24 protein-coding genes are annotated in these 23,552 nt (G+C 61.7%); 10 read left to right on the forward strand and 14 right to left on the reverse strand.

Going from position 1 to position 23,552, the window contains the following annotated elements:
- Positions 1-151 precede the first annotated feature (151 nt).
- Genes ACRCJM_RS00935 through ACRCJM_RS00950 form a run of 4 tightly spaced genes read right to left on the reverse strand, consistent with a single transcriptional unit; the run spans position 152 to position 3,413 of the window.
- Positions 152-1,069 (reverse strand): amino acid ABC transporter permease, encoded by a 918-nt coding sequence (locus tag ACRCJM_RS00935; RefSeq protein WP_237237165.1) that lies wholly within the window; start codon positions 1,067-1,069, stop codon positions 152-154.
- Positions 1,066-1,749 carry an amino acid ABC transporter permease gene (locus ACRCJM_RS00940; RefSeq protein WP_431463439.1) on the reverse strand — a complete coding sequence of 228 codons (684 nt, stop codon included), beginning with the start codon at positions 1,747-1,749 and terminating at the stop codon, positions 1,066-1,068. The genes ACRCJM_RS00935 and ACRCJM_RS00940 overlap by 4 nt, the downstream gene beginning before the upstream one ends.
- Before the next feature lie 59 nt (positions 1,750-1,808).
- Positions 1,809-2,657 (reverse strand): glutamate ABC transporter substrate-binding protein, encoded by an 849-nt coding sequence (locus tag ACRCJM_RS00945; RefSeq protein WP_431463440.1) that lies wholly within the window; start codon positions 2,655-2,657, stop codon positions 1,809-1,811.
- A gap of 12 nt (positions 2,658-2,669) precedes the next feature.
- Entirely contained in the window at positions 2,670-3,413 is a 744-nt protein-coding gene (locus ACRCJM_RS00950) for an amino acid ABC transporter ATP-binding protein (RefSeq protein WP_431463441.1), read from the reverse strand.
- Positions 3,414-3,618: 205 nt separating this feature from the next.
- On the opposite strand from ACRCJM_RS00950, the gene ACRCJM_RS00955 reads away from it, so the two are divergent.
- From ACRCJM_RS00955 to ACRCJM_RS00965, 3 genes are all read left to right on the forward strand, one after another.
- Positions 3,619-3,975 carry a DivIVA domain-containing protein gene (locus ACRCJM_RS00955; RefSeq protein ID WP_431463442.1) on the forward strand — a complete coding sequence of 119 codons (357 nt, stop codon included), beginning with the start codon at positions 3,619-3,621 and terminating at the stop codon, positions 3,973-3,975.
- Between the two features lie 4 nt (positions 3,976-3,979).
- Positions 3,980-5,299: a hypothetical protein gene (locus ACRCJM_RS00960; RefSeq protein WP_431463443.1), complete on the forward strand. Its 1,320-nt coding sequence runs from the start codon at positions 3,980-3,982 to the stop codon at positions 5,297-5,299.
- A 122-nt stretch (positions 5,300-5,421) separates the two neighbouring features.
- Positions 5,422-5,583: a DUF3117 domain-containing protein gene (locus ACRCJM_RS00965; protein WP_135013726.1), complete on the forward strand. Its 162-nt coding sequence runs from the start codon at positions 5,422-5,424 to the stop codon at positions 5,581-5,583.
- A 56-nt stretch (positions 5,584-5,639) separates the two neighbouring features.
- On the opposite strand, the gene ACRCJM_RS00970 is transcribed toward ACRCJM_RS00965, so the two are convergent.
- Positions 5,640-6,281: an O-methyltransferase gene (locus tag ACRCJM_RS00970; protein WP_237185782.1), complete on the reverse strand. Its 642-nt coding sequence runs from the start codon at positions 6,279-6,281 to the stop codon at positions 5,640-5,642.
- A 110-nt stretch (positions 6,282-6,391) separates the two neighbouring features.
- On the opposite strand from ACRCJM_RS00970, the gene ACRCJM_RS00975 reads away from it, so the two are divergent.
- Positions 6,392-6,757 (forward strand): Sec-independent protein translocase TatB, encoded by a 366-nt coding sequence (locus ACRCJM_RS00975; RefSeq protein WP_135013724.1) that lies wholly within the window; start codon positions 6,392-6,394, stop codon positions 6,755-6,757.
- Positions 6,758-6,847: 90 nt separating this feature from the next.
- Here the strand turns inward: ACRCJM_RS00975 and ACRCJM_RS00980 are convergent, their stop codons facing one another.
- The 3 genes from ACRCJM_RS00980 to ACRCJM_RS00990 are packed head-to-tail and all read right to left on the reverse strand — an operon-like array spanning position 6,848 to position 9,992.
- A complete protein-coding gene (locus ACRCJM_RS00980; RefSeq protein WP_431463444.1) occupies positions 6,848-7,990 on the reverse strand; it encodes a P-loop NTPase in 1,143 nt (380 codons plus the stop codon).
- A gap of 3 nt (positions 7,991-7,993) precedes the next feature.
- Positions 7,994-8,692 (reverse strand): DUF1003 domain-containing protein, encoded by a 699-nt coding sequence (locus tag ACRCJM_RS00985; RefSeq protein ID WP_431463445.1) that lies wholly within the window; start codon positions 8,690-8,692, stop codon positions 7,994-7,996.
- Entirely contained in the window at positions 8,685-9,992 is a 1,308-nt protein-coding gene (locus ACRCJM_RS00990) for a magnesium transporter MgtE N-terminal domain-containing protein (RefSeq protein ID WP_431463446.1), read from the reverse strand. Before ACRCJM_RS00990 ends, ACRCJM_RS00985 begins: the two co-directional genes overlap by 8 nt.
- Before the next feature lie 138 nt (positions 9,993-10,130).
- Between ACRCJM_RS00990 and ACRCJM_RS00995 the strand changes: the two genes are divergently transcribed.
- Positions 10,131-11,219 (forward strand): general stress protein, encoded by a 1,089-nt coding sequence (locus tag ACRCJM_RS00995; RefSeq protein ID WP_431463447.1) that lies wholly within the window; start codon positions 10,131-10,133, stop codon positions 11,217-11,219.
- Entirely contained in the window at positions 11,216-11,581 is a 366-nt protein-coding gene (locus tag ACRCJM_RS01000; RefSeq protein ID WP_431463448.1) for a hypothetical protein, read from the forward strand. The genes ACRCJM_RS00995 and ACRCJM_RS01000 overlap by 4 nt, the downstream gene beginning before the upstream one ends.
- Positions 11,582-11,806: 225 nt before the next feature.
- On the opposite strand, the gene ACRCJM_RS01005 is transcribed toward ACRCJM_RS01000, so the two are convergent.
- Positions 11,807-13,357: an aminopeptidase P family protein gene (locus ACRCJM_RS01005; RefSeq protein WP_431463449.1), complete on the reverse strand. Its 1,551-nt coding sequence runs from the start codon at positions 13,355-13,357 to the stop codon at positions 11,807-11,809.
- 120 nt (positions 13,358-13,477) lie between these two features.
- On the opposite strand from ACRCJM_RS01005, the gene ACRCJM_RS01010 reads away from it, so the two are divergent.
- Positions 13,478-14,299 carry a PHP domain-containing protein gene (locus ACRCJM_RS01010; RefSeq protein ID WP_431463450.1) on the forward strand — a complete coding sequence of 274 codons (822 nt, stop codon included), beginning with the start codon at positions 13,478-13,480 and terminating at the stop codon, positions 14,297-14,299.
- A gap of 134 nt (positions 14,300-14,433) precedes the next feature.
- On the opposite strand, the gene ACRCJM_RS01015 is transcribed toward ACRCJM_RS01010, so the two are convergent.
- Positions 14,434-16,119 (reverse strand): glycoside hydrolase family 13 protein, encoded by a 1,686-nt coding sequence (locus ACRCJM_RS01015; RefSeq protein WP_431463451.1) that lies wholly within the window; start codon positions 16,117-16,119, stop codon positions 14,434-14,436.
- Positions 16,120-16,144: 25 nt separating this feature from the next.
- Between ACRCJM_RS01015 and ACRCJM_RS01020 the strand changes: the two genes are divergently transcribed.
- Entirely contained in the window at positions 16,145-16,285 is a 141-nt protein-coding gene (locus ACRCJM_RS01020; RefSeq protein WP_237204589.1) for a hypothetical protein, read from the forward strand.
- Between the two features lie 114 nt (positions 16,286-16,399).
- Entirely contained in the window at positions 16,400-17,833 is a 1,434-nt protein-coding gene (locus tag ACRCJM_RS01025) for a GuaB1 family IMP dehydrogenase-related protein (RefSeq protein ID WP_431463452.1), read from the forward strand.
- A 224-nt stretch (positions 17,834-18,057) separates the two neighbouring features.
- Here ACRCJM_RS01025 and ACRCJM_RS01030 read toward each other — a convergent pair whose 3' ends face one another.
- The 4 genes from ACRCJM_RS01030 to ACRCJM_RS01045 all read right to left on the reverse strand — a co-directional run bounded on the left by ACRCJM_RS01030 (position 18,058) and on the right by ACRCJM_RS01045 (position 22,323).
- Entirely contained in the window at positions 18,058-19,743 is a 1,686-nt protein-coding gene (locus ACRCJM_RS01030) for a DEAD/DEAH box helicase (RefSeq protein WP_431463453.1), read from the reverse strand.
- Between the two features lie 205 nt (positions 19,744-19,948).
- Entirely contained in the window at positions 19,949-20,176 is a 228-nt protein-coding gene (locus tag ACRCJM_RS01035; RefSeq protein ID WP_237185793.1) for a DUF3107 domain-containing protein, read from the reverse strand.
- Between the two features lie 134 nt (positions 20,177-20,310).
- Positions 20,311-20,967, reverse strand: coding sequence for a TetR/AcrR family transcriptional regulator (locus tag ACRCJM_RS01040; protein WP_431463454.1), 657 nt, complete (start codon positions 20,965-20,967; stop codon positions 20,311-20,313).
- Between the two features lie 63 nt (positions 20,968-21,030).
- Positions 21,031-22,323 carry a glutamyl-tRNA reductase gene (locus tag ACRCJM_RS01045; protein WP_431463455.1) on the reverse strand — a complete coding sequence of 431 codons (1,293 nt, stop codon included), beginning with the start codon at positions 22,321-22,323 and terminating at the stop codon, positions 21,031-21,033.
- Between the two features lie 88 nt (positions 22,324-22,411).
- Here ACRCJM_RS01045 and hemE point away from each other — a divergent pair, with 88 nt between their 5' ends.
- The gene (hemE, locus tag ACRCJM_RS01050; protein ID WP_431463456.1) at positions 22,412-23,539 is read left to right on the forward strand and encodes a uroporphyrinogen decarboxylase; all 1,128 of its coding nucleotides are present in this window, start codon (positions 22,412-22,414) and stop codon (positions 23,537-23,539) included.
- The last annotated feature ends 13 nt before the right edge of the window (positions 23,540-23,552 follow it).

Below are 23,552 nucleotides of genomic sequence, written 5' to 3' on the forward strand. Positions count from 1 at the left end.
CCCAGCCAGCATGTGCAGACTTCTTGGGCTGTGTGCAGAGAAAAACCTGCTCACAGCCTAAGAACCCTGCACAGCCCCATCGAGAAAAACGCCAAGGGCCCCATCGTGCGATGGGGCCCTTGGTCTGTAACCGGAGCGTCAAACGCGGACGCTAGTGCTTGGGGATCTTGAACATCAGCTCGGTCTTGGGGCGGGCTTCGTCCACCTCGCCGGGCACACCGTCGGCGTGCTTGATCTCTACGTCGGAGCGGGAACTCATGTACTTAGCGAGCCACTCGGCGAAGAGGGTCAGGGCGAAGTTGATGACCACGAAGATGAGGGCTGCCAGCAGGAGCATCTGCAGGATATTGCCCTCGCCAGAGCCGAAGCGGCGGGCAGCAGCCAGCAGCTCGGGGTAGGAGATGATGTAGCCCAGGGCGGTGTCCTTGAGAATGACCACGAACTGCGAGAGCAGCGAGGGCATCATGGCGGTCAGAGCCTGGGGTACCAGAATCAGAGTCAGTACCTTCCAGGGGGTCAGGCCGATAGCCAGACCGGCTTCACCCTGGCCCTTGGGCAGCTGCTGAACACCGGAGCGCAGAAGCTCAGCGATGACTGAGCCGTTGTAGAGGGTCAGGCCCAGAACCACGGCTATAAAGGGTAGCTGTGAGGGGGCAAAGAGGTTGAGTTTGCCCAAAAAGAGCCAGAAGAAGATCATCATGATCAGCACGGGAACGGCGCGGAAGAACTCCACGACCACGGTGCCGAAGGCTCGCACGGCCTTATTGGGTGACAGGCGGGCCAGGCCGAAGAAGAGACCGAAAGCCACCGAAGTGACCACAGAAATCAGTGCGGCTGAGAGGGTCTTCCAGAGGGCAGGCAGGATGTAGTTGGCCCAGAGGTTACCCGAGAAGAGGGAAGTCCACTTATCGGCTTCCAGCTGGCCCTGGCGGTTCATCACCATCATGACGTAGGCAAAGCCTGCTGCCAGGAGCACAAGAGCCACGATGTTGAAGATGCGGGTTCGGGCACGGGCTTTGGGGCCGGGTACGTCAAAGAGTACCGAGGTTGAGGTCATACGCTTGCTCATCGCTTCACCGCCAGTTTACGAGAGACCCAGGTGGTTAGCAGGCCGATGGGGACAACAATAATCACAAAGCCCATGGCAAAGACGAAGAAGATCATGAAGATCAGGTCTGAGTTGAACTCAATCATGGACTTCATCATGCCCGAGGCCTCAGCGACCGAGGCTACGGTGGCTACGGTGGTGTTCTTGGCTAGTGCAATCAGGGTGTTGCCCAGCGGGGTGATGGAGCCACGCAGGGCCTGCGGGAAGATGACGTAGCGGGCGGTGGGCAGGAAGCCCAGGCCAATGGCGCGGGCCGCTTCAGCCTGGCCGACGGGCACAGTATTGACGCCGGAGCGGATGGCCTCACAGACGAAGGCCGCGTGGTAGATGGCAAGGACGATGACGGCGTAGATAAAGAAGTTCCACTCAAAGCTGGTTGCCAGTGAGAGTTGGAATTGGGTCCACACGCCCAAGATTGCCAGGGTCATCAGAATGGTCAGCGGAGTGTTGCGGACTAGGTGCACGTAGGCGGTGCCCGCCCAGCGCAGGGAGGGCACGGGCGAGATACGCATTAGTGCTAGCAGGGAGCCGAGGACGAAAGATCCGATGGCTGCCCAGAAGGTCAGCTGGATGTTGGTCCAGAAGGCGCCGATGACGTCGTAGGTGGCAAAGAGCGTGGAGAGCTGTTCAGAGAACGACATGAAAGCCTCCGATGGTTGAAAGATTGTGGTGTGGTGAAGGTGTGCTGGGCGTTGCCGCCTTATTTGGCGTCAACGGTGGCACAGGCGTCGGTGAGGACGGGCGGGTTCAGCTCGGCGTTGTAGGTGTAGTTAGCGGCACCTACGTTCTTTTTGATGGCTTCTTCCCAGGCGCCGGTTTCGACCATCTTGTTGATGGCTGCGTTGATGGCGGCGCACTTGTCGGAGCCCTTGGGCAGGCCGACACCGTAGTTTTCGGTGGAGAAGGTATTGCCAACGAGCTTGAGCTCGCCCTGGTTGGCCTTGGTAGAGGCGAGACCCGCCAGGATGATGTCGTCGGTGGTCACAGCATCGACCATGCCGGCGTTGAGGGCGACAACGCAGTCAGAGTAGGAGTTCTGCTGAACCAGCTGGACCTCTGATGAGTACTTGTCCTGGATTTTCTTTGCACTGGTTGAGCCGGTGACGGAGCACAGGTTCTTCCCGGCAAGAGATTCGGGGCCGGTGATGTCGGTGTTCTCTGCCTGGACCAGCAGGTCCTGGCCAGCGACGAAGTAGGGGCCTGCGAAGTCGACGGTCTTGAGTCGCTTTTCGGTGATGGAATAGGTCGCAAAAATCATGTCTACCTGGTTGTTGGTGAGCATGTTTTCGCGGTTGGCGCTGGGGGCTTCGACCCATTCGATCTGCTCTTCGGAGTAGCCGAGTTCAGCTGCAACGTAGCGGGCTACGTCGGTGTCGAATCCGGTGTAGTTGCGTCCGTCCTGGTAGCCCAGGCCGGGCTGATCGTACTTGATGCCGATGCGGATGGTGTCTTCGCTACCGGTGGCGGAGCAACCGGAGAGTGCGAGGACGCCGGTGGCGAGCAGGGCGGCGCAGGCTGCGGCCTTTGCTTTGGCGCGGGAGAGATTCATGGCTGGCCGTCCTTAGTGACCCAGGATCTTACCCAGGAAGTCCTTGGCGCGGTCTGACTGGGGGTTGGTGAAGAACTGGTCGGGGGTGGCTTCTTCGACGATTTCGCCGTCGGCCAGGAAGACGATACGGTCTGCTGCCTTGCGGGCGAAGCCCATTTCGTGGGTTACCACGATTATAGTCATGCCTTCGCGGGCGAGGGAGACCATGGTGTCGAGTACTTCGTTGACCATTTCGGGGTCAAGGGCGCTGGTGGGCTCGTCGAAGAGCATGACCTTGGGCTTCATGGCGAGGGCACGGGCGATAGCGACGCGCTGCTGCTGGCCGCCGGAGAGCTGGGCGGGCATCTTGGAGGCCTGGTTATCGACGCCAACCTTCTTGAGCAGGCTCATGGCCAGCTCGTCAGATTCGGCCTTGCCCATACCGCGTACCTTGCGGGGGCCTAGAGTGACGTTTTCGAGGATGGTCTTGTGGGCGAAGAGGTTGAAGGACTGGAAGACCATGCCGACTTCTGCGCGCAGGTTGGCGAGTTCCTTACCTTCTTCGGGCAGTTTTTTTCCGTCGATGGTGATGGTGCCGTCGGTGATGGTTTCAAGACGGTTGATGGTGCGGCAGAGGGTTGACTTGCCGGAGCCCGAAGGGCCGAGGAGGACGACAACCTCGCCCTTGCCGATGGAAAGGTTGATGTCCTTGAGGACGTGGTTCTCACCGTAGTGCTTGTTGACGTGGGTGAGCTGAACCAGTGCGTCAGTAGTCACTGGGCTTCCTCTCTTGTGGTGGATTCAGTGCGTGCGCCGGTAGCATTGAGGTGCTGTGGCACAAACCAAATGGTGTATGTGCCTTACCTTACCCCCTGTAAGGTAAACAACTTGTTACACGGGGTGTCGTGTTTTTGCAGTCATATTTGTTGGGTTTTGTTGAGTGGTGCTGGGCGAGAGGGCTTGGCTCCTGCGGGAGGACGGTATGAATTATCTACTGGTTGCGGTGACCTTTGTGGTGCTGGCGGCGGTGATGGCCGGGTGCGCGGTGTTGGGCACGGACCGCTTGATTCCGGGGCGGAAGGTTATCGATGCGGCAAGCAAGGACGGCCTAGCGCTGGTTCCTGCCGCTGAGCCGCCCCTGATTCTTTCGGACCGCCCGGGCACGGACGAGCTGGAGCAGGTTCGTTTTGCTACCTCGGCCCTGGGCTATAACCGCGATGAGGTTGATGGGGTGCTCGCTAAGGTGGTAGCCGAGAACAGTCGCCTGCGCGCAGAGCTTGAGGCCCTGCGCGGTGCTCGGGGTCAGGACGCTGCTACCGACCTTCGCGGGGAGGGGTAGGGAAGTGGGGCGTCCGTCCGCACCACAGCGCAGCGGGGTGCTTGACCGCACTGCTGCGACCCTGAGCGTGAGCGCCAGTTGGGGCCTGCTGTTCTTCACGAGCCTGCCCATCGGCCTGCGAGTGGCCCTGGTCTATGCCGCAAGCCGGCTCTGGGGCTGGTTTATTTTCTCAACCGTGGGCCTGCACCAGACCTTTAGCCCCTGGAAAAATACCTCAATGGGCTACCTGGAGTTTGTTACTATTTGGGACGCCGACTGGTACGCCAAGATAGCCGCTGGCGGCTACCCCGAAGTTCTCCCCGTGGACGCCAACGGTCATGTTGCCCAAAACGAGTGGGCTTTTTACCCCCTCTACCCCCTGATCAGCGGAGCTATGACGAGCGCGACCGGGCTGAGCTATCAGACGGTTGCCCCTACTGTCTCCCTGCTGTTCGGCTTTGGGGCAGCCTGGTTTATCTACCGGCTTTTTGAAGCCAGCCTACAGGCACGCGGGGCTGCTGCCGGGGGCGCTCCTGCCCACCGGGGCACTGAGCTAGAGACAACCGCCCTGTGGGCAACCGCCGCCGTTAGCTTCTGCGCCGTTGCGCCGATTCTGCAAACCGGCTATGCCGAGGCAACCGGCCTCTTCTTCCTGGCCTGGGCCCTCTACTGGCTGGTACAGCAACGCTATGTGCTTCTGCTTCTTCCGGCCCTTGGGGCGGCCCTGTCCCGCCCTGTGGGTGTGCCCCTGGGAGCCGTGGTTGGCATCTGGTGGTTTGTGTGCTGGGTTCAGCAGGCCCGTGCTGAGAACCTGCTGAGCGCCTTCAAAACAACCGCCCCGCAACTTGCCTCTGCCCTCACCGTGTGTGCTTTCGCCTTTATCCACCCGGCCATCGCATGGGCGTCCACCGGGCGAATCGACGCCTACACCGCTACCGAGGCCGCATGGAGAGCTGGCGGGGAGCACGTGCTGCCCTTTATGCCCTGGTACACCCAGAGCCAGCTCTACCTGGGGCAGGGGAGAGGCCCCCTCGTCCTTATCCTGCTACTGGGCGCCTACCTGCTGGCCCTGCTGGCTCCCGTGACCCGGCGGGTACTCCACCCGGCGCTCATCACCTGGTGTGCTGCCTACGCGGTGTATATGCTGGCCTTCTTCAACCCGCAGTCCTCCACCTTCCGCCTACTGCTGCCCCTCTTCCCGCTCCTTCTGCCCCTCGTGGCCCTATCCGCTTCGCGGGCCTACCGCTGGCTGCTGATTCTTAGCGGAGCAACCCTGCAATTTGGCTGGGTCGGCTGGCTCTGGCACTGGAAGCAGCTACCCGGCGGCGGAGACTACCCGCCCTAAACCTGTAAGTTTCCACCCAAAAACGCCAGAAGTGAGCCACTAAGCACTATGATTAAAAGAAGGTGAGACCGGCAACAGAAGCCAAGAAACCGCAGACCAACCCTCGTTGAAGGAGAACCAAGATGGCAGCTCAGAAACCACGCACCGGCGACGGCCCCCTCGAAATCGTGCGCGAAGGGCGCAGCATCGTCATGCGCATTCCCGTTGAAGGTGGCGGCCGCCTGGTTCTTGATATCACCGAAGAAGAAGTTGAAGCGATCCGCAAGTGCGTTGAAAACGTCTAGGCTTCGGCTCTAAGCCCGGCCCCTGCTCCGAACCCCACCGGTTTGGGGCGGGGGCTTTAGCGTTTGTAGACCAGGTAGAGACCCTCGCCCGCGTGTACAAGGGAGACAAAAACATCGGCGGTACAGGCCGCTACCTCGTGTAAGACAGAGCGTACCGAAACGGTTACGGCATCACGGGCCGTGGGATTAGCAACAGCCCCGCCCACCAGCGGGTCGTGCAGAATCAGGAGCCCGCCAGGTTCTAGGAGGGCCAGCGTATCGTAGACCAGCTGTTCAGCTAGCTGGCTACCGGCGTCTATAAAGGCCAGATCGTAGGAGGCCGCTGAGAGGCGGGGGAGTACCTCGGCAGCATCGCCGGTGATGACGCGCACCCGGTGGCTCTTATCAAGACCGGCAGCTGCCAGCAGCGTGCGAGTTGCCTGGCAGCGGGTGGCATCGATATCGATGGCGGTGAGCGCCGCACCGGGGGCCAGACCCGTGAGCAGGGCAGCCGTAGCAACTCCGGCACCGCAACCGATTTCTACAGCGTGTTGGGCCTTGGTAGCTGCCGCGAGCACCGTAAGCAGGGAAGCTACCGACGGGGCGACGGGGGCGGCGTCCAACCGCTCGGCCCCAGCCCGGGCAGAAGCCACCGCCGGAGCCTCCAACGGGAACTCTTCAGCATAAACCCAGCTTCGAGCCTGTTCCTGAGTATTCACCTAGTACTTCACCTTCACATGAGTGCGCGCGGGAATGATTCTGGAAACATCTTAATCAACCCCGCTCGTTTTATGGGCGAACACTCGGGCTGAGCTGGTAATCTCTTTGTGTGTTTGGAATTAGCGGCCTCGAATTTATCGTTCTAGCGATCCTGGTGTTTGTTGTCATCGGGCCAGAACGCATGCCCGAATATGCCCAGCAGCTCAAAGACTTTATCAAGTGGGTTCGCCGTATGGCCTTTGACGCTAAGGACGACCTCAAAGAAACTCTCGGCCCCGACCTGGGCGATATTAACTGGCGCCAGTACGACCCCCGCCAGTACGATCCCCGCGTCATTGTGCGCGAGGCTTTTGCTGAGGACGACGAAGAGCGCCGCAAGGAACTTGAAGAAAAGGCGGCAGCTGCACCGGCTCCCTCTGTGAGTGTGCGCCTGCCCCGCGGCGCCTGGGCCCCCTTCGATACTGAGGCCACCTAAACTCTTTCTCCCGCCAAGGGGACCTGATTTTCAAAAAAGGACCGCATATTATGCGGTCCTTTTGAAGTTTTGCGGTCCCCTTGGGCCGGGCTAGACGGTGAAGGGCAGGGGGGCTCCCGCTAGCCCGCGCGGACGGTGGGTCAGGGCCTGGGCGGTTTTGACCAGTTCCTGCGCCGCGGCGGTCTCGGGCGCACCCCAGACCACCGGGGTGCCGGCGTCCCCGCCCTCGCGCAGGGCAACCTCGAGCGGTACCGACCCCAGTAGGGGCACCTCGTAGCCCAGGGCCCTGCCCAGGGACTCGGTGAGGACGGCCCCACCCCCTTCTCCGAAGAGGGGCAGGGTGGTGCCGTCCGGCAGCTGCATGGCGGCCATATTTTCTAGCACCCCAATCACCCTCTGTTCGGTCTGTAGGCTGAGGGTACCGGCCCGCTGGGCCACGTCCACGGCGGCCAGCTGCGGGGTTGAGACCAGAAGAATCTCGGCGTGGGGCAGCAGCTGGGCCATTGAAATCGCAATATCGCCGGTGCCCGGGGGCAGATCGAGGAAGAGCACATCCAGGTGGCCGAAGTGTACGTCGGTGAGGAACTGCTCCAGGGCCCGGTGCAGCATAGGGCCGCGCCAGGCGACCGGCTGGTCGGGCTTCACGAACATACCGATAGAGATGACCTTGATGACACCACCACCTGAAGGGGCCTCAACCACCGGTGGAATAATCATGTCGTCCATGCGGGTAGGGCCAGCGGTAATGCCCAGCAGCCCGGGAATCGAGAACCCGTGCACATCGGCGTCAATAATGCCAACGCTCAAACCCATGGAGGCACAGGCCGCTGCCAGGTTAGCGGTCGCAGAGGACTTGCCCACTCCGCCCTTACCCGAAGCTACCGCAAAGATACGGGTCAGGGAGCCGGGGGCAGTAAAGGGGTTCTGCTTGGTGTGCCCCAACTTCTGACGTAGGGCAGCGCGCTGGTCGGGGCTCATATAGCTGACCTCGAGCTCAACCTCGCTCACCTGCTCCAGGGCAGAGACCGTAGCGCGGACGTCCGCCTCAATCGTCGAGCGTAGGGGGCAACCTTCGATGGTGAGCAGCACCCTGATACTGGCAACTGAGCCGGTCAATTCCGCCCGGTCTACCATGCCCAGCTCGGTGATGGGCTGGCGAAGTTCAGGGTCAATAACGGTCGCAAGAGCCGCTAAGAGCTCTTCATTCAGGTGTGATGTCTGCATGGGTTGCATCGCCTACTCAAAGGAGCGGTCGATATCCTTAACTTTCTTTTTCTTGCGCATCTTGGGGTGGTCGTCGCTCAGCACGTCAAAGGCGCTGGTCACAGGCTGTGCAGCATTGGGGTCGAAGGGCTTCGTAGTCTCGGGCTCTTCACGCTCATTCGCCTTAGCTGCTAGGGCTTCCGCGCGGGCAAACAGTTCCTCCTGGCGCCGCTGCACCTCAGCGAGCTCGTCCATGATGTCGCGCATCTCGCCGCGCACGAAGTCACGGGTGGCAACCTCTCGCAGGGTAATACGTAGGGAGGCAATCTCGCGGGTCAGATACTCGGTCTCCTCCAGGTTGCGCTGGTCGCGCTGCCTGTCCTGTCGGGCAACCACACGGTCACGGTCGTCCTGGCGGTTCTGCGCCAGCAGCAGCAGGGGCGCAGCATAAGAGGCCTGCAAAGACAGCATGAGGGTGAGCAGGGTAAAGTTCAGTGCACGGGGGTCAAACTGAAGCTCCTCAGGCGCCAGCGTATTCCAGCCCAGCCAGAGGGCACAGAAAATCGTCATCCACAGCAAAAACTGCGGGGTACCCATAAAACGCGCAATTTTTTCGGTCATTTGACCGAAAGCATCGGGGTTAGGGCTCAGCTGAAAGAGCGGCCGCCGCTTCTTCTGCTGCGGGGTCCCGAGAGTCTGCGCTGAATCGTTGCGCTCACGTGCATCACTCAAAGCGGCGGCCTACCTTTCGAATTGGGGTTCCATCGTCATAGGTGCGCCAGTCATCGGGCAGCATTTCATCGAGCACGTCATCCACCGTGACCGCTCCAACCAGGCGGTCGTGGTCGTTGACCACCGGGATGATGGTGAGGTCGTAGGTTGCTAGCACGCGGGTGACCTCTTCAATGCTGGCAGCGTCGGTGACCGGCTCAATGGAGGTGTCGATGATGTTGCCTACCTGCTCGCTGGGGGAGTGCCGGAGCAGGCGCTGCATGTGCACAATGCCCAGGTACTTGCCGGTGGGGGTTTCAAGGGGCGGACGCGTGACCATGACCGCCGCTGCCATGGCCGGGGAGATTTCTTCCTGGCGGATATGGGCCAGGGCCTCAGCTACGGTCGCTTCGGGGGAAAGGATGATGGGCACCGGGTTCATGAGTGAACCGGCAGTTCCTTCCTCGTATTCGAGTAGGCGGCGGACGTCGTCCGAATCTTCGGGGTCCATGAGGGTGAGTAGCTCTTCACGCTGGGTATCTGACAGCTCACCCAGAAGGTCGGCGGCGTCGTCCGGCTCCATCTCTTCCAGAACGTTAACGGCTCGCTCTACCTCAAGGTGGGAGAGAATCTGCACCTGGTCTTCTTCGGGCAGTTCCTGGAGCACGTCTGCTAGGCGCTCGTCCTGGAGCTCCTGGGCCACTTCCACCATGCGCTTATCGGGCATCTCGTGAATAGCGTCTGCCAGGTCAGCGGGGTTGGAGTCTTCGTGGCTGGCTACGAAAGCTGTTGCTGCCTGGGGCTCAAAATCGGTGGAGAGTATAACCTCATCCCAGTCCACAATCAGGGTTTCCTTACGGCGACGCATCAGGCTAGCGTGGCCGCGGGAGATAAAGAGTTCAGAAATAAACCAGTCGCCGTTGCGGCGCTGCTCCATGGCAACGTCCTCAATCTGGGCGCGGCCCGACCCGTCGCGTAACTGTACCTTACGGTCAAAGAGCTCGCCCACTACCAGGGCCTCAGAGCCGCGCTGCTCAAAGCGGCGCAGATTCACCAGACCGGTCAGAATCACCTGTGTGGAGTCGATACTGGTCACACGAGTCATGGGAACAAAAATACGCTTCTTGCCCAGGATTTCGATGACGATACCCACCACAACCGGTTCCTTGAGCTTAGCCAAAGACCCCACTGCACTGAACTGGGTAAAACCGCTTTTGAGCACCACCACATCGCGTAGACGGCCCAGGCGGTCACCGTGGGGGTCAAAAACGTCAAGGCCCAGCAGGCGGGCGATAAAAATCTTGTTCGGTACGCTACTCACAGTTATCAAGGGTACTCGCCCCAGCCCGCAGCTGCCACCGGTTGCCAGCAGAGTGAGAATAACCCTACTTAGTTCACCTATGGCGATACCCCGGCGTGCTCCCCGCAAACTCAGTGAACTTTGCGAAAAAATGGGAGCATGGATCAACTCAAAGCACCTCCCGCCCTGGCCATGGCAGATGGCACCCACCTACCTCCCGGTGAGCTGGTAGCCACCTTCACCGACCGTAAAGAGGTCAATAAGGCTATCGAGTTTCTGGCCAGCCAGAAGTTCCCCGTACACTCCCTGTACGTGGTAGGGCACGATGTGCAGCAGGTTGATTATGTGACCGGTCAGGCCACCTACCCACGAGCTGCCCTAGCAGGTGTCTTCCAGGGTCTAAGCCTCGGTGCCCTTGTCGCCCTCTTCAACGCCGTGATTACCCAGACCCCTATTCTGGCTAACTTCCTCAGCATCGTGCCCCTGGCAATAGCCTTCTGCATGATTTATGCAATCATCGTTGCTTCTCGCACCAAGGGACGCGGAATCCGAACCCGCACCCAGATGCTACCCCAGCGCTTTGACCTGATGGCCATTCCGGCCACCGCCCAGGCTGCCCGCCACCTGCTACGCGTCACCGTGCAGCCTAACGGCGGTGCCCACAGCGGTGTGCACGGTTCCGGCGCTCACCCCTTCGCTCAGAACGGGCAGACTTCCAGCCCTTACGTTCACCCCGGTATGAGCCAGGCTAACCCCCAGGGCTATGCGGCCCAGCAGCCCCAGGGCGCCCCGAGCGGCCAGCAGGTACAGAACGGTCAGCAGGCGCAGAGTAACCAGCAGGCCCCCCAATGGTTTGACCCCTCAGCCCCCTCTCCCAAGCAAGAGCAGGCCCCCGAACCCTTCCTGCCTGGATTTAACCCGGCGGATCAGAAGCAGGACCAGGCACCGGCAGCCGAGCAGCGTCCGTCCGCCCCCGTCTTCACCCCTCCCGCTGAAACCAACCGCGACGGCTCGAAGGCCGCCGGTAAGTTCGGTCTGCGCGTGGAGTCCCCCGAAGAATTCGAGCAGATGATCCGCAAGGCCCCCGAGCCCCCCGCCACCAACGAGCGTATCGAAGCGATTCGCGCAGAAAAGGGGGAGCAGCGCTACGGCCTGCGCGTGGAGTCCCCCGAAGAATTTGAGGCAACCATCCGCAAGGCCCCCGAAACCGCAGAAGCCGAGCAGACACCGCAGAAGGACGGCCAATGACACCCGACCAGAAACTCGCCACCCGCTTTGAAGAACTCATTGGCTACATCGGCGAGAACAACCAGCACCTCATTATCGAATTCCTCACCGGCGACTTTCAGCTCACCCTACCCAACGGTGCGGTAAAAACTGCCCAGGAGTGGATTGACGATCTCGACGAAGACCTCTTCGACCTCGACGAGGCAACCCTTGAAGATATCGCCACCACCTCCGCAGAAGAAACCGGCTCAGCTACCGCCCAGGTACAGCTGGTAGGAACTGCCTACGAACAGGACGTCACCGGCCCCCACCGCTTCGATGCTACCTTCATCTGGACCTTCTCAGACTGGTTCATCAAGTCTTTGAAAATCACCCGCCTCTAAACGACAAAACTTAACGAAAACCCCGCCCGCTCTGGAAGAGAGCAGGCGGGGTTTCCTTATGCAGTTGAGAGGCTAGTTCATCAGGGGTTACGCAGGCTCGCGCTCGCTGCCGACCCTCTCGCTGGTTCGCTAACGCTCACAAGCGATTCACGCCAGCCCCGAGCCAGCAGCTTCGCTGCGAGCCTGCTTCACCGACTCCTATGAACAAGCCCCATAGCACCTTACTTAGCGGGAGTTCTCCGCCATCCATGCTTCGATACCCTCAACGGTGCGGGGCAGGGCGGCAGAAAGGTTCTCGTTGCCGTCCTCGGTGACCAGCACGTCGTCCTCGATACGGATACCGATGCCGCGCAGCTCCTCAGGGATAGCGAGATCTTCTTCCTTGAAGTAAAGACCGGGCTCAATAGTGAAGACCATGCCGGGCTCGATGATGCCCTCCATGTAGAGCTCGTTCTTGGCCTGGGCGCAGTCGTGCACGTCCAGACCCAGGTGGTGGCTGGTGCCGTGGGGCATCCAGCGGCGGTGCTGGCCGCCCTCAGCCGACAGGGAAACCTCAGCGGAGACAGGCAGCAGGCCCCACTCGTGAAGGCGGGTCGCCAGAACCTGCATGGCAGCGTCGTGAACCTCGTGGAACTTCTTACCCGGCACCGCAACCTTAAAGGCAGCATCGGCAGCTTCGAGCACAATGTTGTAGGCCTTAGCCTGAACCTCGGAGAACTTGCCGTTGACAGGGAAGGTGCGGGTGACGTCCGCGGTGTAGAGGGTGTCGTCCTCAACACCGGCATCGAGCAGCAGCAGCTTACCCTCATCGACGGTGCCGTTATTACGGATCCAGTGCAGAATCGTGGCGTTGTTCCCGCAGGCGGCAATGGTGTCATAGCCCAGGTCATTACCTTCAACACGGGCCTTGGCGAAGAAGGCGGTTTCGACCACGCGTTCACCGCGGCGGTGGGCAACAGCAGCGGGCAGGGCCTTGACGACCTCAGCAAAACCGTCGATGGTCAGGTCCACTGAGCGGCGCAGGTTCTCCACCTCGATGGCGTCCTTGACCAGGCGGGCCTCAGAGAGGGCCTCGGTCAGGGCAGCGTCGAGCTTATCAGATTCTTCCAGGTCAACTGAGGTGTTGTAGCGGGAGGTATCGACCAGAGCATCGACGTTCAAATCGACGTTGCGGACCAGGCGGATACGCACACCGCCCAGAGCTTCAGGCCCGGCGTTCTTGGTGATAGCTACTTCAAGCTCACCTAAGTCCTTGGTGCGCAGACCGTACTCGGCACCCAGCGATTCGAGGGTGGGTCGGGGGCCAATCCAGAATTCACCGTAACGGGGGTCGCGGTAGAACATCTCGGTATCGCGCCCTGCCAGGGGGCGGAAGTAGAGGGTGACCTCGTGGTTGGAGCCGTTATCTCCCTGGCCCTCTTCAACGGGCTCAAAGACCAGCACAGCATCGGGCTCATGATCTAGACCCAGGCCGGTCTGGTGGGCAAAGGCTGAATGGGGGCGGAAACGGTAGTCGGTGTCGTTTGAACGCACCTTCAGAGGGCCAGCAGGCAGAACCAGGCGCTCGCCGGGGAAGAGCGCAGAAATCTTGGCGCGGCGCTCAGCTGCAAAGTCGGCTACACGGGCGCGGGCCGGGAGCTCGTCGGACGCCGGTGCCCAGTTGGCTGCCATAAAGTCAGTAAAAGCACTGGATTTGGGGGCAGCAGAGCGGTTGGTGACGCGCTCTTCGATGGGCTGATCGTCACCGGGAGTTGAGGTATTTTCGCTAGTAGTCATGCCTACCAGTCTAGTGAGCCGGGTAACGGCGCGTCTAGCTGAAGATAGTGCCCTTGATACTTAAGGGAGGCTAACGGTTGCTGCCTGTTACAGGCGAGCTGACGCGGGTAGTCTGGTGCTATGTACGACCTGCACACCCACTCCCGTATTTCTGATGGCACCCAGCCGGTAGCCGAGCTGGTTGCCGACGTAGCCGCCGCCGGGCTTACCGGATTCGCCCTGACCGACCACGACACTACCGCTGGCTGGGCAGAAGCTGAACAGACAGCCGGACGCCTGGGGCTAGACTTCCTGCCCGGCATGGAAATCTCCTGCTCGGCTCAGGGCGTGAGCATCCATCTGCTCTCCTACCTGCACGACCCGGCAGACCCTGCCCTTCTGACCGAAATCAGCAGAGCCCGAGACTCCCGCGTAGGCCGCGCCCAGCGTATGGTCGAAAGACTCGCCGAAGACTACCCGATTACCTGGGAGACCGTCCAGGACCAGGTGCACGAGGGCGCTACCGTAGGCCGCCCCCACATCGCCGATGCCCTGGTAGCCCTTGGCGCTGTTGCCAACAGGTCAGAAGCCTTCGAAACCATTCTGACCACCCGCTCAAAATACTATGTGCCCCACTACGCCGTGGACCCTGTGAAGGCTGTTGAACTGGTACGTGCGGCAGGGGGTGTTCCGGTCATGGCCCACCCCAAGGCGTCCGCCCGCGGAAAACTCGCAAGCGACGACACCATCTACGCCATGATTGAGGTAGGCCTGGCCGGCTTTGAGGTCTACCACCGCGACAATCCGGAAGAAGGCCGCACCTGGCTGCTGGAAACCGCAGCCCGGCACGACCTTCTAGTCACCGGATCATCGGACTACCACGGCACCGGAAAACCCAACCGTCTGGGTGAAAACACCACGCCCCGCGAGACGGTCGAGCGGATTCGTGAGTTGGCTAGGTAGCCGGGTTATGGGGCAGGGCAGATACATCCCCGGCGGCGACCCTCTCATAGCTCGCGCCGGGGCGCTCGCTATGATTCACGCCAGCCCCGCGCCAGCCGCCGGGCGATGTACCTGCCCTACCCCTAGTTCTTGGGCTACTTCTTGAGCCAGAGCGTAGCTGACCCGGGTACGGAACCTGTGGCGAAGGCGTCCGCGGCACCGGGGGTAGAGCCCAGCATGAACTCGGCGTCAGCCAGGTCAGCTGGCAGGGGTGCGGGCTCGGTGCTGAAGTTGGTCAGGTTGACCCAGCCGCCGGGGCGCTCAAAGGCCAGCAGGTTAGCCGAATCAGTGGTGAGCCAGGTCAGTTCCTCGGCCCCCTGGAGCTGACGGCGGGCTGCCAGGGCTGACCGGTAGAGGTTGAGGGTAGAGTCTTCCTGCTGGTCCTCAACGGCTACAGCGTAGTCGGCGAACCAGGCCGGCTGGGGCAGATGCGGTGCTGCCGGGCCAAAACCGAAGGAGGGGCCGTCCGCCTCCCAGGGCAGGGGCACCCGGCAGCCGTCGCGCCCGACGTTGACGCCGGGGGAGTTGAAGAAGGTGGGGTCCTGGCGGTCTTCGTCGGGAATCTCGGCGACCTCGTGCAGGCCCAGCTCTTCACCCTGGTAGAGGTAGGCCGAACCGGGCAGGGCTAGCTCGAAGAGGGTAGCGGCGCGGGCACGGGCTGAACCCAATTCCCGGTCAAGTTCCTCGGCCGGTCCACCTGCGAGCAACCACTCATGGCCTACCTTCTCGTTGGTCTTACCCTCCACGAAGGGCAGGCCGTAGCGGGTGGGGTGGCGCACCACGTCGTGGTTGGACAGCACCCAGGTGCTCGACGAGCCGGATTCGGCTGAGAGTTCCAGGTTCTCAGCCACAATCTTGCGGAACTCACCCGCCTCGAAACGGGCGGTGAGCAGGTCAAAGTTGAAGGCCTGGCCCAGGCCCTGGGCGGACGCGTAGGCCGGGCGGCGGTCGCGCTCCACCCAGGCTTCTGCCACGGCGGTACGGGGCGGGGTGTATTCATTGAAAACGGCCCGCCATTCCTTATAAATCTCGTGTACGTCGTCGCGGTCCCACATGGGGTGGGTGCCGTCCTTGGGAAGGGCGTCGAGTTCTGCCTGGCTGGGCAGTACCTCGGGTAGGTCCTTGGCGATACCGTGGGCCACGTCAATGCGGAAGCCATCGACACCGCGGTCAGCCCAGAAACGGAAAGTTTCTTTGAAGTCTTCATGGACCTCGGGATTATCCCAGTTGAGGTCGGGCTGCTCTACCGCGAAGTTGTGCAGGTACCACTGGCCGTCGCCCACCGGCTCCCAGGCAGGGCCACCGAAGATAGAGGTCCAATCAGCCGGGGGCAGCTCGCCCTTCTCGCCCAAGCCATCACGGAAGATATAGCGGTCACGGGCCGCCGACCCCGGTGCGGACGCCAGGGCCTCCTGGAACCAGATATGCAGGTTGGAGGTATGGTTGGGCACCACATCAACGATGAGCTTCAGGCCCGCTGCGTGCAGGGCGCTGGCCATCTCATCGAAGTCAGCCAAGGTACCAATTTTCGGGTCAACATCGCGGAAGTCATCGACATCGTAGCCGCCGTCGGCCAGGGCTGAGGGATAGAAGGGGGAGAGCCAGACGGCATCGACCCCCAGCTGCTTGAGGTAGGGAACCTTAGCCGTGATGCCCTTGAGATCGCCGATCCCGTTGCCGTCGGCATCCGCAAAGGACCGGGGGTAAATCTGGTAGACCACGGCCTGACGCCACCAGGTGGGGTCATCGGCTGCCGGAACCAAGAGGTTTGAATCGCTCATCGTTGAACCTTTCACGGAAGAAGCTATGAGGCAGAGAACCTGCCCCTGCCCACCAGCCTACGCCCCGGCGTCCGCGCACAGGGATGAGAAGAAGCTAGACGGAAAAATTGCCCAAAGCTGGCGCGACAAGACTAAGAAAACAGGTGTAGAGGGTTGCGCCGAATAAAAAATCGGGGTAGGGTAGACCTAATAACTTTTTAAAATAGGCTAAGACTGTGCAAAAATCAGCTCTTGGCGAAATGTTGTGCCCAGAAGCCGCTCATCTTTTAGAGTGGGAAGCATGCGCTTTCTTAACGATATGACTCCCACCACCGACCTGACCTACAACGACGTGTTCATGGTTCCCTCCCGCTCCGCGGTAGGTTCCCGCATGGGCGTAGACCTCTCCACCGCTGACGGAACCGGCACCACCATCCCCCTGGTTATCGCTAATATGACCGCCGTTTCTGGCCGCCGCATGGCCGAAACCGTTGCCCGCCGCGGCGGCATCGCCATCATTCCCCAGGACGTTCCCACCGATATCGTCGCCGAAACCATCAAGCGGGTCAAAAACTCCCACCTGATTTTCGACACCCCCATCACCGTCAAGCCCCACCACACCGCAGGCTACGTGCGCCACCTGCTGCCCAAGCGCGCCCACGGGGCCGCTATCGTTGTGGACGGCGAAGCCCCCATCGGCGTCATTACCCCCAAGGATCTGCGCGGGGCAGACAACTTTGACCAGGTACAAGACCTGATGAGCACCGAACTGCTCACCCTGCCCGACACCGTCACCCCGCGTGAAGCCTTCGACATTCTGCACGAGAAGTCCCGCAAGGTTGCCCCCGTTGTGGATGCTGACGGCAAGCTGGTCGGCGTGCTGACTCGCTCGGCCGCCCTGCGCGCCAGCCTCTACGAACCGGCCACCGACGCCAACGGCAAGCTCCGCATCGGCGTTGCGATTGGCATCAACGGCGACGTAGCAGGTCGCGCCGCCGCCCTGATCGAGGCTGGTGCCGACGTACTCGTAGTCGACACCGCCCACGGCCACCAGGAAACCATGATCGAGGCCCTCAAGAAGGTCAAAGCCCTCAACCCCTCCATCCCCGTAGCCGCCGGCAACGTGGTCACCGCCGCGGGCGTCCGCGACCTGGCAGAAGCAGGCGCCGACATCATCAAGGTCGGCGTTGGCCCCGGCGCCATGTGCACCACCCGCATGCAGACCGGCGTGGGCCGACCCCAGTTCTCCGCCGTGCTGGAATGCGCCGCTGAAGCCAAGAAGCTGGGCGTACACGTCTGGGCGGACGGCGGTATCAAGGACCCCCGCGACGTCGCCCTGGCCCTGGCCGCCGGTGCCTCCAACGTCATGGTCGGTTCCTGGTTCGCGGGCACCTACGAGTCACCCGGCGACGTACTGCAGGACGCCGACGGCCGCCTTTACAAGGAATCCTTCGGCATGGCCTCCCGCCGCGCGGTCATCAACCGCAACTCCAAGACCGAAGCCTTTGAAAAGGCCCGCCGCGAAATGTTCGAAGAGGGCATCTCATCAGCCCGAATCTACCTGCCCGAGGGCCGCGGCGGCGTAGAAGATCAGATCGACTCGATTATCTCGGGCGTCCGCTCATCCTTCACCTACGCCGGTGCTGCCTCCATCGAGGAGTTTGCCGAGCGAGCTGTTGTGGGTATTCAGTCGGCCGCTGGCTATGCAGAAGGCCAGGCCCGCGCCACCCGCTAGGGTAGGGTGACTTGTTCACTGGCGGTTCCGCATGCTCACGCTCGCTGCCGACCCTCTCGCATGGTTCGCTTCGCTCACAATGCGATTCACGCCAGCCGCCGAGCCAGCAGCTTCGCTGTGAGCATGCTTCACCTTCATAAACGAATAAGCTCTTGTGAGTACCATTTAAATCAGAAATGACCAGCTAGTTGCTGGTCATTTCTGATTTAAATGGTACCTAGGGGTTAGCTGTCGCTGCCCTCTACCCGGCGGGTGCGGCGGCGACGGCGGCGCTGGTCCTCACCCTGCTGGCCACCTTCAGCCGCTTCAGCAGGCTTCTGCTGACGCTGGCGGCGAGCCGGACGCTCCTGCCCGGCTTCACCCTCAACCCGGCGGGTACGGCGACGGCGCGGCTTAGACTCAGCCTCCCCGCCCTGACCGCCACGCTGCTCATCGCGCTTCTGCCCCCGGCCCTCACCGCCAGAGCGTGAGCCCTCGCGGCGCGGAGAACGGGAGCCCGAACGTCCGCGACGATCCCCGCGGCCGCCGCGCTCCTGGCGCTTCTCACGAGCCGGGGTACCACCAAAGTCCTCAGCCTCTTCGGCCTGCAGGCCAGCTGCGGTACGCTCAGCCTTAGGCAGGCGGCCCTTGGTACCCTTAGCGATACCCAGGTCAGTAAAGAGGTGGGCAGAGGAAGAATAAGTCTCGACCGGTTCATCCACGCCCAGTTCCAGGGCCTTGTTGATGAGCTTCCAGCGGGGCACATCCTCCCAGTCCACCAGGGTGACGGCAGTGCCTTCCTTCTCGGCGCGACCGGTACGGCCCACACGGTGCAGGTAGGTCTTTTCGTCCTCGGGGCACTGGTAGTTGATGACGTGGGTGACGTCCTCAACGTCAATACCGCGGGCTGCCACATCGGTTGCGACCAGAATGTCAATCTTGCCGTTGCGGAAGGCCCGCAGGGCCTGCTCGCGGGCGCCCTGGTTGAGGTCGCCGTGGATAGCGCCGGCCGCGAAACCTCGGGCGGTCAGCTCATCAGAGAGCTTGGCAGCGGAGCGTTTGGTCTTGGTGAAAATGACGGTGCGGCCCCGGCCCTCGGCGCGCAGAATACGGCCGACCAGCTCGTCCTTATCGAGGGGGTGAGCCCGGTAAATAACCTGGCGAATCGAGGCCTTAGTCATGGTCTCCTCTTCGCCGGATTCCGCGCGAATGTGCATGGGGCGGCTCATGTAGCGGCGGGCCATGGTTAGGACGGGCCCGGGCATGGTTGCCGAGAAGAGCATGGTCTGGCGTACCTCGGGTACAGCAGAGAGAAGGCGCTCCACATCGGGCAGGAAGCCCAGGTCAAGCATTTCGTCGGCCTCATCGAGCACCACAATCTTGATCTGGGTGAGGTTGAGGTACTTCTGGCGGTGCAGGTCAATCAGGCGACCCGGGGTGCCCACGATCAGCTCAACGCCCTTTTCCAGTTCTTTGACCTGGGTGTCGTAGGGGCGGCCGCCGTAGAGGGTCGCTACTCGCACGCCGGTCTTTGAGGCAGCAACAGAGAGGTCATCGCCCACCTGGATAGCCAGTTCACGGGTGGGGACGATAATCAGGGCCTGGGGCGCGCCCGGGGCGGGAAGCTGGTTGAAAGCGTCCGAACCCGGGACAGCAACACTCTGCAGGGCAGGCAGACCAAAGCCCAGGGTCTTACCGGTACCGGTCTTAGCCTGACCGATGATGTCCTGGCCAGACAGGGCCACCGGCAGGGTCAGGGCCTGAATGGGGAAGGGGGAGACGATGCCCTTCTCTGCGAGGGCATCGGCAATATCTTGGCGCACGCCGTAGTCGGCAAACGTTTTAGAGGTATCGAAATCAGTCACGAATCGTGTTCCTTCAGATGAGGCCCCGGCTCGGGGCAGGTGAGGAAGCCGATCGTGGGTTTTCATGCAGCAAAGAAGCTCTATCAACCGCTACAATTGGCGCCAAACAAGCGCGGGAACGGGAGAGCTAAAGGCAGGTGAGTCTATACGGATGGTACGACCGGGCAACCAAATAACTTCTTTATTCTACCGCCAAGTGCCGTAAATGTAAGAGGGGCCCCGGGAGTTTTGCGTCAAACTCCCGGGGCCCTCTGGTTGAGTAAGCCCGGTGTTACTGGCCGATACCGAAGCCGATGCGGTGCTTGGTTTCAGCGCCCAGCTCGACATAGCCGATGTTAGCGGCCGGAACCAGGGTGGTGGAACCCTTAGAATCGGTCAGTTCCAGGATGCCGCCCTGCTCAAGAGCCGCAGCGACCTTGGCGCGGACGTCTGAGGCGGTTTCGTCGGTGTCGATGACGACCTGGCTGGGCACGTTGATAACGCCAATCTTGATTTCCATGAGGTTTCCTTTCGATGGTTCCCTACCTGACTGCAGGGGGTCTCTGCCCACCAGTTTACGTGAGTAGGGGCAGGAAAGGTGCGGGGTTTCGGTCTGAGCTGACAGGGGAGAAAAAGGCTGCAACGGCGGGGGCGCTACTCCCAATCTTCATCGATGATGGAGATACCGCCCCAGGCCAGCCGGAAGACCGCACGCTCAGCCATTGCAAGCTGCTGGGGTGAGGCGTCGGTGCCGATGACCATGTGGGCAGCTGCCTGCACCATGCCGGTGAGCATGCGGGCCGTCATCAGGGCATCTTCAAAGGGCATGCCCGCATTGGGCGCTAGTACCTCGGCGATTCGCTTGGCGATGGTGATGTGCATGGTCTCGGTGCGTTCTTGCACCGCGTAGTCGTTCTGAATGTCGGATTCAAAAATGACGCGGTAGCCTGCCACATTGTTGCGGGCAAAGCTGAAGAAGGCGCCAATGACGCCCTGCACACGTTCGCGGTTGACCTTGGTGGTGTAGAGAGGCTGCACCAGCTGGGTCATGAGGTTGTTGATTTGTTCATCGAGTACGGCCAGGTAGAGGTCGCGTTTGCCGGTGAAGTGCTGGTAGAGCACGGGCTTGGTCACATTAGAGGCGGTGGCGATGTGGTCCATGGTGGTGGCGTGGTAGCCCTGGGAAGCAAAAACACGCACGGCGTTGCCGATGAGCTGCTGGCGGCGCAGGTCTTTGGGCAGACGGGAGGCCCCGGACGGGTCGATGGGGTCGCCGGGGTCGGAGTCAGCTGAAAATATGGTGGTAGACATCGTTGCTGCCGAACCTTTGGGATGGTGGGCGGACGGGGTCGCGGCTGGTGGGGTGCCTGCCTGCTAGGAGGCGTCGGTTTGGGGCTCGGCCTCTTCGGGGGTTTCTTGCACTTCGATTCCGTAGAGGACTTCGAGGGCCGCTACATAGTCGTCTACCCGGCCTTCGCGTGCCATGTCTCGGGCGCGGACGGTCGGGGTGTGCAGGAGGGACTTGACCATGCGGCGCATTGCGAGTTCAAGCTGTTCAGTTGCTGCGGTGCACCCGTACTGGTTGTGCACCTTAGCGAGCTCGGCGTCGAGCACACTCATGGTGTGTTGTCTGAGAGCAACAATAGCAGCGTCGACGCTGCGCGCTTTCTCTTTGATGGAGAATTCTGCGGCGGCTTCGTCCACAATTGTGCGGGCAGTGTGTACAGATTCTACGGTCTCTTCGGGGGCGGCCAGGCGCACAGATTCGAGGGTAATGAGTTCTACCTCGGGTAGGTCTGCCACCTCGGGGGCGAAGTCGCGGGAGAGCGCTAAATCAAGGATGACGCGCTTGCCGGCGGGGATTTCGATGGGGAGCATGGGGGAGGCGCCACCCGAGCAACCGATGATGATATCGGCCGCTGCCATCTGCTCGTGCAGTTCCCCGTGGGGCACTGCCTGTACCCCGCGTTTGTCGGCAAAAGTGGCTGCACGATCTGAGCGGGAGTATATCCAGATATCGGTCGTCCCCCGAGAGTGCAGGGCAGCTACGGTGGCCCCGGCGTAGGCGCCGGTACCAAAGACCAGAACCCGGCGGTCCTCCCAGGTTTTGTCGGCGATGTCGTCGGCCATATCTAGGGCAACCGACACGATGGAGCGGCCCCGGGAGCCCAGCATGGTTTGCTGACCGACCCGGCGGGCGGTTTGGGCACCGTGTTCAAAGAGGCGCACCAGGTTGCCGGTGGCCCGTCCTTGCTCCTGGGAGAGAGACAGGGCGCGGCGCACCTGGCCGGTGATTTCGCGTTCACCCACAACGGCCGACTCCAGGCCTGATGCCACAGTGAAGAGGTGGTGGGCTGCATCGGCATTCACCAGCACATCAAAGCTGTTTTCTACCAGGTCATAGGAAAGCCCGGACCGCTTGGAGATCAGGTCAAAAATGTGCTCTGAGGCGGTAGCAACATCGTTGGCGATGTTCTGGTCGGTTGCCCCCGGCTTGCTGGGAATCTCGGCGTAGAGCTCTAAGCGGTTGCAGGTAGACAAAATCACCTCACCACGAATGCCGGTGCGTTCAAGATCCCGGTGGATTTTCTCAACGCCTTCGCTGAGATAAGCCACGGTGGTGAGGTCGACGGAGCGATGCGATGCTACAAGGCTGAAAATAGTCACGACGACTCTATTATAAACAGTTCCCTGTTGGGGGTCTGGTGACAGGTTGTCTCTAAAGTTGTGCTTTAAACTTGGCAGAATGGTGTATATGAGTCAGACCGTGTCATCAGCGCTGCGTCAGCGCCCCCTGCTCACCGACGAGCAGCTTGCCCACCTGCCCGCTACCCACCCCTTGAAGACCGCCGGTACTGGCGAGTCAGCCATGATTCGTACCCTGACCGGGCGCGAAGCTGAGCATGCCCCGGTCTGGTTTATGCGCCAGGCAGGACGCTCCCTGCCCGAGTACCGCGAAGTCCGCGAGGGAATTCCCATGCTGGATTCCTGCCTTACCCCTGAGCTGGCCGCAGAAATTACGGTTCAGCCGGTGCGCCGTCACAAGGTCGATGCCGGTATCTTCTTCTCGGATATCGTCATCCCCATGAAGCTAGCCGGTGTGGGTGTCGATATCGTTCCCGGGCGAGGCCCCGTGCTCGATGCCCCCGTCCGCACCCTCGACGATATTAAGAACCTGCCCGAACTTGAAGACTCAGCCCTCGACCCCATTCGAGAAGCTGTTGCCCTAACCGTTGAAAAGCTGGGCTCCACCCCGCTCATCGGCTTTGCCGGTGCCCCCTTCACCGTGGCCGCCTACATGGTAGAGGGCGGGCCCTCCCGTGACCACCTGCGTCCGCGCACCATGATGCACGCCGACCCCGAAGCCTGGGAAGCCCTGGGTGCCTGGGCCGCCCGCACCTCAGCCCAGTTCCTGGCTGCCCAGATTGAGGCGGGTGCCTCAGCGGTGCAGCTCTTCGACTCCTGGGCGGGGTCCCTGGGCGAGGCCGACTACCGTCGCTTCGTCATGCCCCACTCCGCAGCCACCCTCGCAGCAGTTGAACACTACGGGGTGCCCCGCATCCACTTTGGTACCGGCACCGCCGAGCTGCTGCCCGCCATGCTTGAAGCCGGCGCCGACGTCATCGGTGTTGACTACCGTCTGCCCCTCTCCGAAGCCCAGCGCCGTTTGGGCGGCGGCATCGTGCTACAGGGCAACATTGACCCGGCTCTGCTCGCCTCGGGCTGGGAAGCCCTCGCCGCCCACACCGATGCGGTTCTTGAAGAAGGACGCTGCGCCCCGGCCCACGTGGTCAACCTGGGGCACGGGGTGCCCCCGACCACCGACCCCACCGTCCTGACCCGCCTGGTCGACTACATCCACACCTCAACTCGCAAAGGCTAGGAAAAAGAACCCC

The organism is Rothia sp. L_38 (genome assembly GCF_050689125.1).
In the GTDB taxonomy this organism is placed as follows: domain Bacteria; phylum Actinomycetota; class Actinomycetes; order Actinomycetales; family Micrococcaceae; genus Rothia.